Raw genomic sequence first — 14,206 nt, 5'->3', positions numbered from 1 at the left:
TGGTATCATTGTCCGCTTATGTTGTTTGCATGGTACAGACAACCCTTCAATGAACAGAGAAGAAACGCACTGTGATGTTGTCAAAATTTAAGCGTAATAAACATCAACAACACCTTGCTCAACTACCGAAGATTTCTCAGTCAGTTGATGATGTAGAGTTCTTTTATGCTCCCGCTCATTTTCGGGAAACGCTTCTGGAAAAGATTGCCAGCGCCACGCGACGCATTTGCATTGTGGCCCTGTATCTTGAACAAGATGAAGGCGGTCGTGCGATCCTCAACGCACTCTATGAAGCTAAACGTCAGCGTCCGGAACTGGATGTTCGCGTACTGGTTGACTGGCATCGCGCTCAGCGTGGCCGTATCGGCGCAGCCGCTTCCAATACTAATGCGGACTGGTATTGCCGCACGGCGCAGGAAAATCCTGGCGTCGATGTCCCTGTTTATGGCGTACCCGTTAATACCCGTGAAGCACTCGGTGTCCTTCATTTTAAAGGGTTCATCATTGATGACAGCGTCCTGTACAGCGGCGCAAGCCTGAATGATGTCTACCTTCATCAGCTCGATAAATATCGCTACGACCGCTACCACCTGATTCGTAATCCACAGATGGCCGATATCATGTTCAACTGGGTTGATAAAAACCTGGTACACGGTCGTGGTGTTAATCGCCTTGACGATCCTGAGCGTCCTAAAAGCCCGGAGATCAAAAATGATGTTCGCGCTTTCCGCCAGGAGTTGCGCGATGCTGTCTACCATTTCCAGGGCGATGCGAACAACGAAGAGTTATCTGTTACCCCGCTGGTAGGGCTCGGCAAATCAAGCCTGCTGAACAAAACGATCTTCCATTTGATGCCATGCGCAGAGCAGAAACTCACCATCTGTACGCCATACTTCAACCTTCCTGCCGTGCTGGTGCGAAATATCATTCAGCTACTGCGCGACGGTAAAAAAGTGGAAATTATCGTCGGCGATAAAACAGCAAACGACTTTTTCATCCCTGAAGACCAGCCGTTCAAAATCATCGGTGCGCTGCCTTATCTTTATGAGATTAACCTGCGTCGTTTCCTGAGCCGTTTACAGTACTACGTCAACACTGACCAGCTGGTTGTGCGTCTGTGGAAAGATGAAGACAACAGTTACCACCTGAAAGGAATGTGGGTCGACGATGAGTGGATGCTGCTGACCGGTAACAACCTTAACCCACGCGCCTGGAGACTGGATCTGGAAAACGCTATTCTCATCCATGACCCGCAGCATGAGTTAGCCGCCCAGCGTGAACGTGAGCTGGAGTTGATTCGCACGCATACTACGGTGGTTAACCATTACCGCGAACTACAGAGCATTGCCGATTATCCGGTGAAAGTCCGTAAGTTGATCCGCCGTTTACGTCGTATCCGTATCGACCGACTTATCAGCCGTATTCTGTAATGTCAGAGCCCTGTCACCCGCAGGGCTTTTTTATGGAGCCCGTTGATGCGTACTTCTCTGCTACTGAGCGTCCTCTTTCTGAGTGGCTGCAGCCATATGGCCAACGATAGCTGGTCCGGACAGGATAAGGCTCAGCACTTCCTCGCCTCCGCAATGCTGTCTGCAGCCGGTAACGAATATGCACAGCATCAGGGATACAGCCGGGACCGGAGCGCAGCGATAGGATTGATGTTCTCAGTAAGCCTTGGAGCATCAAAAGAACTGTGGGATAGCCGCCCCGCGGGGAGCGGCTGGAGCTGGAAAGATTTCGCCTGGGACGTCGCCGGTGCAACCACCGGCTATGCCGTCTGGCAGATGGCGCATTATTAAAGACGAATGCCCTTCCCTTTGCGATGCAGCATCAGGGAGACAATAAAGGCTAGCGCCCCCATTACCGTCACGTACCAGAAGAATGTCGTTTCACTTCCCCATGATTTAAGCGACAACGCAACGTACTCCGCCGATCCGCCAAACAGCGCATTGGCTACCGCATATGAGAGCCCTACCCCTAGCGCTCGTACCTGTGCCGGGAACATTTCGGCTTTCAGTATTCCGCTGATCGAGGTGTAGAAACTGACAATCACCATCGCCAGCATCACCAGTGCAAATGCGGCATATGGCGAGGAGACATGCTGAAGGGCTGTCAAAATAGGGACAGTACACAGCGCTGACAGCCCACCAAAGATCAGCATTGACGTACGGCGACCAATCTTATCGGAAAGCGCACCGATAATCGGTTGTATGAGCATAAATACAAAAAGTGCCACTGTCATAACAACGCTGGCGACGTTTGCGTGCATTCCGGTGGTGTTTACCAGATACTTTTGCATATAGGTGGTGAAAGTGTAAAAACTGAGAGAGCCGCCCGCAGTGAAGCCCAGCACCATCAGGAAAGCTTTGCGGTTTCGCCATAATCCTTTGAATGTTCCCGCCTCCTTTAGCGTCCTGACCTCTTTCTGCGAGGTTTCATCTAACTGACGGCGTAACCAAAGTGCGACAATCGCCAGTGCTGCGCCCAGTGCGAAAGGAATTCGCCATCCCCATGTGTGAAGTTGTTCGTCTGTCAGGATCTGCTGCAGGATCACCACCACAAGAATCGCCAGCAATTGACCACCAATGAGCGTAACGTACTGGAATGAGGCGTAAAAACCTTTGCGGCCTTCCAGGGCAACTTCACTCATGTAGGTCGCACTGGTACCGTATTCACCGCCCACCGATAGTCCCTGGAATAAGCGAGCCAGCAAAAGCAGCGCAGGCGCCCATGTCCCGATCGATTCATACCCTGGTAAGCAGGCGATCACCAGAGATCCAAAGCACATCATACAAACCGAGATCAGCATGGAGGCCTTGCGCCCACGACGATCCGCAATACGCCCAAACAGCCAGCCCCCAATGGGTCGCATTAAGAATCCGGCGGCAAATACCCCTGCCGTTTGTAGTAGCTGTGTTGTGGTGTTGCCGGACGGGAAGAAGATATGTGCGAAGTAGAGTGAACAGAATGAGTAGACGTAGAAGTCAAACCATTCAACCAGATTCCCGGAAGAGGCGCTGACGATTGCCCATACCCTTCTTCGGGTATCACTGTTAGCCAGCGTCCCGTTTGATGTAATACTTTCTGTCATTGTGATTATGCTCCTGCCATAAACAGCGGTGTATTGAGCCAGGAGACTCAATTACCTCGTAAATGAAATGTTATAATTTTGTTATAAATAACATTGAGACAGGGATCACACATTCCATTAGCAGGGTAAGAGATTAAGAGAAAGGCCAGGGGAGAAAAACCAAAAGCAAAAAACCCCGCACCTTACGGTACGGGGTTCTTCTTATTTGATGCCTGGCAGTTCCCTACTCTCACATGGGGAGACCCCACACTACCATCGGCGCTACGGCGTTTCACTTCTGAGTTCGGCATGGGGTCAGGTGGGACCACCGCGCTAAAGCCGCCAGGCAAATTCTGTTATCTGTATCAGGCTGAAAATCGTCTCTCACCGCCAAAACACCTTCGGCGTTGTAAGGTTAAGCCTCACGGTTCATTAGTATCGGTTAGCTCAACGCATCGCTGCGCTTACACACCCGACCTATCAACGTCGTCGTCTTCAACGTTCCTTCAGGAGACTTAAAGTCTCAGGGAGAACTCATCTCGGGGCAAGTTTCGTGCTTAGATGCTTTCAGCACTTATCTCTTCCGCATTTAGCTACCGGGCAGTGCCATTGGCATGACAACCCGAACACCAGTGATGCGTCCACTCCGGTCCTCTCGTACTAGGAGCAGCCCCCCTCAATTCTCCAGCGCCCACGGCAGATAGGGACCGAACTGTCTCACGACGTTCTAAACCCAGCTCGCGTACCACTTTAAATGGCGAACAGCCATACCCTTGGGACCTACTTCAGCCCCAGGATGTGATGAGCCGACATCGAGGTGCCAAACACCGCCGTCGATATGAACTCTTGGGCGGTATCAGCCTGTTATCCCCGGAGTACCTTTTATCCGTTGAGCGATGGCCCTTCCATTCAGAACCACCGGATCACTATGACCTGCTTTCGCACCTGCTCGAGCCGTCACTCTCGCAGTCAAGCTAGCTTATGCCATTGCACTAACCTCCTGATGTCCGACCAGGATTAGCTAACCTTCGTGCTCCTCCGTTACTCTTTGGGAGGAGACCGCCCCAGTCAAACTACCCACCAGACACTGTCCGCAACCCGGATTACGGGTCTACGTTAGAACACCAGCCATTAAAGGGTGGTATTTCAAGGTCGGCTCCACGCAGACTGGCGTCCACGCTTCAAAGCCTCCCACCTATCCTACACATCAAGGACCAGTGTTCAGTGTCAAGCTATAGTAAAGGTTCACGGGGTCTTTCCGTCTTGCCGCGGGTACACTGCATCTTCACAGCGAGTTCAATTTCACTGAGTCTCGGGTGGAGACAGCCTGGCCATCATTACGCCATTCGTGCAGGTCGGAACTTACCCGACAAGGAATTTCGCTACCTTAGGACCGTTATAGTTACGGCCGCCGTTTACCGGGGCTTCGATCAAGAGCTTCGCGTTGCCGCTAACCCCATCAATTAACCTTCCGGCACCGGGCAGGCGTCACACCGTATACGTCCACTTTCGTGTTTGCACAGTGCTGTGTTTTTAATAAACAGTTGCAGCCAGCTGGTATCTTCGACTGATTTCAGCTCCACCCGCAGGGGCTTCACCTACATATCAGCGTGCCTTCTCCCGAAGTTACGGCACCATTTTGCCTAGTTCCTTCACCCGAGTTCTCTCAAGCGCCTTGGTATTCTCTACCTGACCACCTGTGTCGGTTTGGGGTACGATTTCGTGTTACCTGATGCTTAGAGGCTTTTCCTGGAAGCAGGGCATTTGTTACTTCAGCACCGTAGTGCCTCGTCATCACACCTCAGCGTTAATAAGGTACCGGATTTACCTGGAACCTCCGCCTACATGCTTAAACCGGGACAACCGTCGCCCGGCTAACATAGCCTTCTCCGTCCCCCCTTCGCAGTAACACCAAGTACAGGAATATTAACCTGTTTCCCATCGACTACGCCTTTCGGCCTCGCCTTAGGGGTCGACTCACCCTGCCCCGATTAACGTTGGACAGGAACCCTTGGTCTTCCGGCGAGCGGGCTTTTCACCCGCTTTATCGTTACTTATGTCAGCATTCGCACTTCTGATACCTCCAGCAACCCTCACAGGCCACCTTCAACGGCTTACAGAACGCTCCCCTACCCAACAACGCATAAGCGTCGCTGCCGCAGCTTCGGTGCATGGTTTAGCCCCGTTACATCTTCCGCGCAGGCCGACTCGACCAGTGAGCTATTACGCTTTCTTTAAATGATGGCTGCTTCTAAGCCAACATCCTGGCTGTCTGTGCCTTCCCACATCGTTTCCCACTTAACCATGACTTTGGGACCTTAGCTGGCGGTCTGGGTTGTTTCCCTCTTCACGACGGACGTTAGCACCCGCCGTGTGTCTCCCGTGATAACATTCTTCGGTATTCGTAGTTTGCATCGGGTTGGTAAGCCGGGATGGCCCCCTAGCCGAAACAGTGCTCTACCCCCGAAGATGAGTTCACGAGGCGCTACCTAAATAGCTTTCGGGGAGAACCAGCTATCTCCCGGTTTGATTGGCCTTTCACCCCCAGCCACAGGTCATCCGCTAATTTTTCAACATTAGTCGGTTCGGTCCTCCAGTTAGTGTTACCCAACCTTCAACCTGCCCATGGCTAGATCACCGGGTTTCGGGTCTATACCCTGCAACTTAACGCCCAGTTAAGACTCGGTTTCCCTTCGGCTCCCCTATTCGGTTAACCTTGCTACAGAATATAAGTCGCTGACCCATTATACAAAAGGTACGCAGTCACCTAACAAGTAGGCTCCCACTGCTTGTACGTACACGGTTTCAGGTTCTTTTTCACTCCCCTCGCCGGGGTTCTTTTCGCCTTTCCCTCACGGTACTGGTTCACTATCGGTCAGTCAGGAGTATTTAGCCTTGGAGGATGGTCCCCCCATATTCAGACAGGATACCACGTGTCCCGCCCTACTCTTCGAGTTCACAACCTGTGCATTTTCGTGTACGGGACTATCACCCTGTACCGTCGGACTTTCCAGACCGTTCCACTAACACACAAGCTGATTCAGACTCCGGGCTGCTCCCCGTTCGCTCGCCGCTACTGGGGGAATCTCGGTTGATTTCTTTTCCTCGGGGTACTTAGATGTTTCAGTTCCCCCGGTTCGCCTCGTTAACCTATGTATTCAGTTAACGATAGTGTGTCGAAACACACTGGGTTTCCCCATTCGGACATCGCCGGGTCAAAGGTTCATATCACCTCGCCGGCGCTTTTCGCAGATTAGCACGTCCTTCATCGCCTCTGACTGCCAGGGCATCCACCGTGTACGCTTAGTCGCTTAACCTCACAACCCGAAGATGTTTCTTTCGATTCACCATCGGTTTGCGAAAATTTGAGAGACTCGAACACACATTAACTGTGTGTCGTTTCAATTTTCAGCTTGATCCAGATTTTTAAAGAGCAAATATCTCAAACGTCACCCGAAGATGAGTTTTGAGATACGGGGGTCGGCGACTTTCACTCACGAACCAGCAAGTGGCGTCCCCTAGGGGATTCGAACCCCTGTTACCGCCGTGAAAGGGCGGTGTCCTGGGCCTCTAGACGAAGGGGACACTGAAGTCTCAATCGCAAGACGCCTTGCTATTTACTTTTCATCAGACAATCTGTGTGAGCACTACAAAGGCAGGTTCTTTAAGGTGAGGAGGTGATCCAACCGCAGGTTCCCCTACGGTTACCTTGTTACGACTTCACCCCAGTCATGAATCACAAAGTGGTAAGCGCCCTCCCGAAGGTTAAGCTACCTACTTCTTTTGCAACCCACTCCCATGGTGTGACGGGCGGTGTGTACAAGGCCCGGGAACGTATTCACCGTAGCATTCTGATCTACGATTACTAGCGATTCCGACTTCATGGAGTCGAGTTGCAGACTCCAATCCGGACTACGACGCACTTTATGAGGTCCGCTTGCTCTCGCGAGGTCGCTTCTCTTTGTATGCGCCATTGTAGCACGTGTGTAGCCCTACTCGTAAGGGCCATGATGACTTGACGTCATCCCCACCTTCCTCCAGTTTATCACTGGCAGTCTCCTTTGAGTTCCCGGCCGGACCGCTGGCAACAAAGGATAAGGGTTGCGCTCGTTGCGGGACTTAACCCAACATTTCACAACACGAGCTGACGACAGCCATGCAGCACCTGTCTCAGAGTTCCCGAAGGCACCAATCCATCTCTGGAAAGTTCTCTGGATGTCAAGAGTAGGTAAGGTTCTTCGCGTTGCATCGAATTAAACCACATGCTCCACCGCTTGTGCGGGCCCCCGTCAATTCATTTGAGTTTTAACCTTGCGGCCGTACTCCCCAGGCGGTCGACTTAACGCGTTAGCTCCGGAAGCCACGCCTCAAGGGCACAACCTCCAAGTCGACATCGTTTACGGCGTGGACTACCAGGGTATCTAATCCTGTTTGCTCCCCACGCTTTCGCACCTGAGCGTCAGTCTTTGTCCAGGGGGCCGCCTTCGCCACCGGTATTCCTCCAGATCTCTACGCATTTCACCGCTACACCTGGAATTCTACCCCCCTCTACAAGACTCTAGCCTGCCAGTTTCGAATGCAGTTCCCAGGTTGAGCCCGGGGATTTCACATCCGACTTGACAGACCGCCTGCGTGCGCTTTACGCCCAGTAATTCCGATTAACGCTTGCACCCTCCGTATTACCGCGGCTGCTGGCACGGAGTTAGCCGGTGCTTCTTCTGCGGGTAACGTCAATTGCTGCGGTTATTAACCACAACACCTTCCTCCCCGCTGAAAGTACTTTACAACCCGAAGGCCTTCTTCATACACGCGGCATGGCTGCATCAGGCTTGCGCCCATTGTGCAATATTCCCCACTGCTGCCTCCCGTAGGAGTCTGGACCGTGTCTCAGTTCCAGTGTGGCTGGTCATCCTCTCAGACCAGCTAGGGATCGTCGCCTAGGTGAGCCGTTACCCCACCTACTAGCTAATCCCATCTGGGCACATCTGATGGCAAGAGGCCCGAAGGTCCCCCTCTTTGGTCTTGCGACGTTATGCGGTATTAGCTACCGTTTCCAGTAGTTATCCCCCTCCATCAGGCAGTTTCCCAGACATTACTCACCCGTCCGCCACTCGTCACCCGAGAGCAAGCTCTCTGTGCTACCGTTCGACTTGCATGTGTTAGGCCTGCCGCCAGCGTTCAATCTGAGCCATGATCAAACTCTTCAATTTAAGTTTGATGCTCGTGAATTAAACTTCGTAATGAATTACGTATGTTCACTCAGAGACTTGGTATTCATTTTTCGTCTTGCGACGTTAAGAATCCATGTCACTTTGAGTGCCCACACAGATTGTCTGATAAATTGTTAAAGAGCAGTGCAACGCGGCTTTCGCTCACCGTTGCGAGGTGGCGTATATTACGCTTTCCTCTTTCAGAGTCAAGCGTTTATTTTGCTTTTCTCTGCTGGCCCGGCGGCTTGTGTGCCGTTGTTCCGTGTCAGTGGAGGCGCATTATAGGGAGTAATTCCGAACCTGCAAGGATAAAGTGAAAATTATTTACTGACTGCTCACTTTCCAGGCAAAACACTTCCCAGACCTCAATTCTCGCCTGGTTTTTAAACAAAAACGAGCCGCAAGCGGCTCGTTTTTGCGTTTTGTGACTTACTGCACTGCCACAATGCGATCGTCGTTGGCTTCCAGACGGATAACTTTGCCCGGAATCAGCTCCCCGGACAGGATCTGCTGCGCCAGCGGGTTTTCGATCTGCTGCTGGATAGCACGTTTCAACGGACGCGCACCATACACCGGATCATAACCGTTCTCGCTCAACAATTTCAGCGCATCGTCAGAGATGTGAATTTCATATCCACGCTCTTCCAGACGTTTGTACAGACGCTGCAGCTGGATCTGCGCAATCGACGCAATGTGTTTCTCACCCAGAGGATGGAACACCACCACTTCATCAATACGGTTGATGAACTCTGGACGGAAGCTATGGCTGACCACCCCCATCACCAGATCCTTCATATGGCCGTAGTCCAGCTCACCGAAACGTTCCTGAATCAAATCAGAACCCAGGTTCGATGTCATAATGACGACAGTATTACGGAAGTCGACCGTTCTCCCCTGCCCGTCAGTCAGACGGCCATCATCCAGCACCTGAAGCAGAATGTTGAACACATCCGGGTGCGCTTTTTCCACCTCATCCAGCAGAATGACGGAATAAGGACGGCGACGCACCGCTTCTGTCAGATAGCCACCTTCTTCATAACCGACATATCCTGGAGGCGCCCCGACCAGACGCGAGACGGAGTGTTTTTCCATAAACTCGGACATGTCGATGCGCACCATCGCATCGTCGCTATCGAACATAAAGTTAGCCAGCGCTTTGCACAGCTCGGTCTTACCGACACCGGTCGGCCCCAGGAACAGGAACGAACCAATCGGGCGATTAGGATCGGACAGCCCCGCACGGCTACGGCGGATGGCATTGGAGACGGCTTCAACCGCCTCGTCCTGACCGATCACGCGCTGATGCAGATCCTGCTCCATACGCAGCAGTTTATCGCGTTCGCTTTCCATCATGCGCGCCACCGGAATACCGGTCCAGCGAGCCAGCACTTCTGCAATTTCTGCATCCGTCACTTTATTACGTAACAGACGCATGGTTTTGCCTTCCGACTGCGTGGCGATCTCAAGCTGTTTTTCCAGCTCCGGGATTTTGCCGTACTGCAACTCGGACATTCGCGCCAGATCGCCCACACGGCGAGCCTGTTCGATGGCGATTTTCGCCTGCTCAAGTTCCGCTTTAATGGTCTGCGTGCCAGACAGTGAAGCTTTCTCGGCTTTCCACTCTTCTTCCAGCTCAGAATACTGACGCTCTTTGTCGTCCAGTTCTTCGTTGAGCATATCGAGGCGTTTCTTACTGGCTTCATCAGACTCTTTCTTCAGCGCCTGCTGTTCCAGCTTGAGCTGAATGATACGACGGTCGAGCCTGTCCAGTTCTTCCGGTTTCGAGTCAATCTGCATACGAATGCTCGACGCCGCTTCATCAATCAGGTCGATCGCTTTATCCGGCAACTGACGGTCAGCAATATAACGGTGCGAAAGCGTCGCAGCCGCCACAATCGCCGGGTCGGTGATTTGCACATGGTGATGCAGCTCATAACGTTCTTTCAGACCACGCAAAATCGCGATGGTATCTTCAACGCTTGGCTCGGCAACAAACACTTTCTGGAAACGACGTTCCAGAGCAGCATCTTTCTCAATGTACTGGCGGTACTCATCCAGCGTCGTGGCGCCAACGCAATGCAGTTCACCACGTGCCAGGGCTGGTTTCAGCATGTTCCCGGCATCCATCGCGCCGTCGGCCTTACCGGCCCCCACCATGGTGTGCAGTTCGTCAATAAACAGAATGACGTTGCCTTCCTGTTTAGCCAGGTCGTTAAGCACACCTTTCAGACGCTCTTCAAACTCACCGCGGTATTTCGCCCCGGCCACCAGCGCCCCCATATCCAGTGCCAGCACGCGGCGACCTTTCAGCCCTTCCGGCACTTCACCGTTTACGATACGCTGCGCCAGCCCTTCAACAATGGCGGTTTTACCCACACCGGGCTCACCAATCAGAACCGGGTTGTTCTTGGTACGACGCTGCAATACCTGAATCGTACGGCGGATCTCTTCGTCACGGCCGATGACCGGGTCAAGTTTGCCCTGCTCAGCACGTTCGGTCAGATCGACCGTAAATTTCTTCAAAGCCTGACGTTGGTCTTCGGCTCCCTGATCGTTCACGCTTTCACCTCCGCGCATTTTCTCAATCGCCTGAGTCACATTGGCGGTGGTTGCACCGGCAGATTTCAGCAGGTCGGTTAAGGTACCGCGTGATTCAAGCGCCGCCAGAACAAACAGCTCTGACGAAATAAAGTTGTCCCCACGTTTTTGCGCCAGCTTGTCGCAAAGGTTCAGCACGCGCACCAGATCCTGAGACGGCTGAACATCACCGCCGGTACCTTCTACCTGCGGTAAACGGCTCAGTGCCTGATCGATAGCGGTGCGTAACTGGCCAGCATTAATGCCAGCAGACGTTAATAAAGGACGTACCGATCCCCCTTCCTGATTCAGCAAGGCGCTCATTAAATGAAGAGGTTCGATGAATTGGTTGTCGTGCCCCAGCGCGAGCGACTGGGCATCGGCAAGAGCAAGCTGGAATTTATTAGTAAGACGATCCAGACGCATAACTCCTCCCATAAACAGGTCAAATTTGCTACTGGAGATTAAATGAGGTCATCCCTCAATTATTCAAGGTTAATGATCTGAATTATGTGAAAAGAAAACGGCACGTTCCGGATCGTCTTGATTCTTTAGGTTATATCAGCCAAATAAAACTTGCCATACGACCCGTAGTCTTGTCGCGGCGATAAGAGAAAAAATCACCCTTTTCGGTGAAAGTACAGCGATCTCCGCCGAAGATCTGCGTGACACCGACGCTATTCAGGCGCTGACGGGCAAGCTGGTAAATATCTGCCAGATATTTTTCACCGGAAGGCTGAAAAGCCTCAGCGGCTTGCGGATCTTTTTCCATGAATGCTTCGCGAACTTCCGGCCCCACTTCAAAAGCACGAGGGCCAATCGCCGGACCCAGCCAGGCCATGATATTGGCAGAATCATCGTTAAAGCAGGCGACGGTCTCTTCCAGCACGCCCTCACACAATCCACGCCAGCCTGCATGCGCGGCAGCCACTTCAGTACCTGCCCGGTTACAGAACAAAACCGGCAGACAATCGGCGGTCATAACGGCACAAACCGTGCCCGGAGTATTGCTGTAAGAGGCGTCTACGCGTTTAGAAGCGTAAGGTTCTCCCGTCAGCTTCAGCACCGCTTTACCATGAACCTGTTCCAGCCAGACCGGTTTCGAAGGCAGATTCCCCGCAGCAAACAGACGCCTGCGGTTCTCTTCTACATGATCCAGGTTATCGCCACAGTGTGCGCCGAGATTCAACGACTCCCACGCGCCCTGGCTGACTCCGCCAGTACGAGTTGAGCTGCAGGCGGCCACGCCTTCAGGTAGTGGCCACTCCGGGACAATCAGTTTGGTCATAACCAGTCCACATGGTCCTTATGTTCTTCGAAATCAGCACGCATGGCGTCAATCAGTTCCACCATATCCTGTGGGAGAGGCGCATGCCACTCCATCTGAATACCGGTGATGGGGTGATAGAGACGCAGCATGGTCGCGTGAAGCGCCTGACGATCGAACTTGCGCAGTACGCTGATGAACTCATCCGATGCGCCTTTTGGCGGACGCGGACGACCGCCGTATACCTGATCCCCCACCAGCGGATGGGTAATGTGGGCCATATGAACACGGATCTGGTGCGTACGACCGGTTTCCAGGCGCAGGCGCAGGCGCGTATGAATACGGAAATGCTCCATAATGCGATAGTGCGTCACCGCTGGTTTCCCCATCGGGTGCACCGACATATGAGTGCGTTTGGTCGGGTGACGGCTAATCGGTTCTTCTACCGTGCCGCCAGCGGTCATGTGGCCAATGGCTACCGCTTCGTATTCACGGGTAATTTCACGCAGCTGCAGTGATTCCACCAGACGGGTCTGAGCAGGAACGGTCTTTGCCACGACCATCAGACCGGTGGTGTCTTTATCCAGACGGTGAACGATACCCGCGCGCGGGACGTCAGCAATCGGCGGATAGTAATGGAGAAGTGCATTAAGTACCGTACCGTCAGGGTTCCCCGCCCCCGGATGAACAACCAGGTCGCGCGGCTTGTTGATTACCAGAATGTCATCATCTTCATAGACGATGTCCAGTGGGATATCCTGCGGCTCGAAGCGGATTTCCTCTTCGATTTCAGCATTGATGGCAACAGCTTCCCCACCAAACACTTTCTCTTTTGGTTTGTCCCAGATCTTGCCGTTTACCAGCACGCGCTGGTCAAGGATCCATTCTTTTATGCGTGAACGCGAATAATCAGGGAACAATTCGGCCAAAGCCTGATCTAAGCGTTGACCGAGCTGATTTTCGGAGACTGTTGCGGTGAGTTCTACTCGTTGTGCCATAAACTGCTTCTTTGTTTAACGTTGGGTTTTACGGCTTTGCCGTTTAATATAGTGTGCTATTGTAGCTGGTCTTAATCGGGAGCAGGAACAGAGTTTCTCCCGGACAAACATTTGAGGAAAGTCAAAACGTCATGACGCGCATGAAATATCTGGTGGCAGCGGCCACGTTGAGCCTGGCTTTGGTGGGCTGCTCCGGTTCGAATGAACAGGTCCCTGACAATCCGCCGAATGAAATCTATGCGACTGCACAACAAAAGTTGCAGGACGGTAACTGGAAACAGGCGATAACGCAACTGGAAGCGTTGGATAATCGCTATCCATTTGGTCCGTATTCGCAGCAGGTACAATTAGATCTTATCTACGCATACTACAAAAATGCCGACCTGCCGCTGGCTCAGGCAACTATCGATCGTTTCATGCGTCTGAATCCGACTCATCCTAACATCGATTACGTCATGTACATGCGCGGTCTGACCAACATGGCGCTGGATGACAGTGCTCTGCAGGGCTTCTTCGGCGTGGATCGTTCCGATCGTGATCCCCAGCATGCGCGTGATGCCTTCAATGACTTCTCCAAACTGGTGCGCGGCTATCCAAACAGTCAGTACGTGACCGACGCGACCAAACGTCTGGTGTTCCTGAAAGATCGCCTGGCGAAGTATGAATACTCCGTTGCGGAATACTATACCCGCCGTGGCGCATGGGTTGCCGTGGTTAACCGCGTAGAAGGTATGCTGCGTGATTACCCGGATACTCAGGCAACGCGTGACGGCCTGAAGCTGATGGAAAATGCTTACCGTCAGATGCAGATGACCACTCAGGCTGAAAAAGTGGCGAAAATTATCGCCGCTAATAGCAGCAACACCTGATAGTGCTTCAATGCAAAACGGCAGCCCGAAGGCTGCCGTTTTTGTATCCATTTCTGATATTCGCTGAAGCGCTTTATCTCAACTCATCCCGTCAACTATGACCGCAATTTTTGCCTTCCACAAGGTAAATCTCACCTCTTCCTGCCCTGCCTCACAAAAAAGATTCCCTGACAAAAACCGACAAAATAACGTGATCTAAATCACACATTTTGACA

At 52.5% G+C, this 14,206-nt stretch carries 7 protein-coding genes, 1 tRNA gene and 3 rRNA genes; 3 read left to right on the top strand and 8 right to left on the bottom strand.

What is annotated here, in order from left to right; translation table 11 throughout:
- The first annotated feature begins 74 nt into the window (after nucleotides 1-74).
- Entirely contained in the window at nucleotides 75-1,430 is a 1,356-nt protein-coding gene (pssA, locus tag O1723_RS05475; RefSeq protein ID WP_023331103.1) for a CDP-diacylglycerol--serine O-phosphatidyltransferase, read from the top strand.
- Between the two features lie 45 nt (nucleotides 1,431-1,475).
- Nucleotides 1,476-1,799 (top strand): YfiM family lipoprotein, encoded by a 324-nt coding sequence (locus tag O1723_RS05470; protein WP_014884860.1) that lies wholly within the window; start codon nucleotides 1,476-1,478, stop codon nucleotides 1,797-1,799.
- Here the strand turns inward: O1723_RS05470 and O1723_RS05465 are convergent.
- The 8 genes from O1723_RS05465 to rluD all read right to left on the bottom strand — a co-directional run bounded on the left by O1723_RS05465 (nucleotide 1,796) and on the right by rluD (nucleotide 13,122).
- Nucleotides 1,796-3,091 carry an MFS transporter gene (locus O1723_RS05465; RefSeq protein WP_023331104.1) on the bottom strand — a complete coding sequence of 432 codons (1,296 nt, stop codon included), beginning with the start codon at nucleotides 3,089-3,091 and terminating at the stop codon, nucleotides 1,796-1,798. The two genes, O1723_RS05470 and O1723_RS05465, sit on opposite strands and share 4 nt — an antisense overlap.
- 210 nt (nucleotides 3,092-3,301) lie before the next feature.
- A 5S ribosomal RNA gene (gene rrf / locus O1723_RS05460) occupies nucleotides 3,302-3,417 on the bottom strand.
- Between the two features lie 64 nt (nucleotides 3,418-3,481).
- Nucleotides 3,482-6,387: ribosomal RNA gene (locus O1723_RS05455) — 23S ribosomal RNA — on the bottom strand.
- Between the two features lie 192 nt (nucleotides 6,388-6,579).
- A tRNA-Glu gene (locus O1723_RS05450) sits at nucleotides 6,580-6,655 on the bottom strand.
- An 85-nt stretch (nucleotides 6,656-6,740) separates the two neighbouring features.
- A 16S ribosomal RNA gene (locus O1723_RS05445) occupies nucleotides 6,741-8,280 on the bottom strand.
- Together the 16S, 23S and 5S rRNA genes with 1 tRNA gene alongside form the textbook arrangement of a ribosomal RNA operon.
- Nucleotides 8,281-8,709: 429 nt before the next feature.
- On the bottom strand, nucleotides 8,710-11,283 hold the full coding sequence (gene clpB / locus O1723_RS05440) for an ATP-dependent chaperone ClpB (RefSeq protein WP_014884862.1): 2,574 nt from the start codon (nucleotides 11,281-11,283) through the stop codon (nucleotides 8,710-8,712).
- Between the two features lie 130 nt (nucleotides 11,284-11,413).
- Nucleotides 11,414-12,145, bottom strand: a complete 732-nt coding sequence (gene yfiH, locus O1723_RS05435) for a purine nucleoside phosphorylase YfiH (protein WP_023337645.1) — start codon at nucleotides 12,143-12,145, stop codon at nucleotides 11,414-11,416.
- Nucleotides 12,142-13,122, bottom strand: coding sequence for a 23S rRNA pseudouridine(1911/1915/1917) synthase RluD (rluD, locus tag O1723_RS05430; RefSeq protein WP_014884864.1), 981 nt, complete (start codon nucleotides 13,120-13,122; stop codon nucleotides 12,142-12,144). The genes yfiH and rluD overlap by 4 nt, the downstream gene beginning before the upstream one ends.
- A gap of 131 nt (nucleotides 13,123-13,253) precedes the next feature.
- Between rluD and bamD the strand changes: the two genes are divergently transcribed.
- Nucleotides 13,254-13,991 (top strand): outer membrane protein assembly factor BamD, encoded by a 738-nt coding sequence (gene bamD / locus O1723_RS05425; RefSeq protein WP_014884865.1) that lies wholly within the window; start codon nucleotides 13,254-13,256, stop codon nucleotides 13,989-13,991.
- Nucleotides 13,992-14,206 lie beyond the last annotated feature (215 nt).

It is taken from the genome of Enterobacter cloacae complex sp. HYC080_NIDB (assembly GCF_056673325.1).
Note: the sequence above shows the minus strand (reverse complement) of the source record. Positions and strands in the feature narration are given on the sequence as shown.

Bases quoted from the DNA above. Each gene is read 5' to 3' on its own strand.
- pssA (WP_023331103.1), top strand. From the start codon at position 75: ATGTTGTCAAAATTTAAGCGTAATAAACATCAACAACACCTTGCTCAA.
- O1723_RS05470 (WP_014884860.1), top strand. From the start codon at position 1,476: ATGCGTACTTCTCTGCTACTGAGCGTCCTCTTTCTGAGTGGCTGCAGC.
- O1723_RS05465 (WP_023331104.1), bottom strand. From the start codon at position 3,091: ATGACAGAAAGTATTACATCAAACGGGACGCTGGCTAACAGTGATACC.
- bamD (WP_014884865.1), top strand. From the start codon at position 13,254: ATGACGCGCATGAAATATCTGGTGGCAGCGGCCACGTTGAGCCTGGCT.
- rluD (WP_014884864.1), bottom strand. From the start codon at position 13,122: ATGGCACAACGAGTAGAACTCACCGCAACAGTCTCCGAAAATCAGCTC.
- yfiH (WP_023337645.1), bottom strand. From the start codon at position 12,145: ATGACCAAACTGATTGTCCCGGAGTGGCCACTACCTGAAGGCGTGGCC.
- clpB (WP_014884862.1), bottom strand. From the start codon at position 11,283: ATGCGTCTGGATCGTCTTACTAATAAATTCCAGCTTGCTCTTGCCGAT.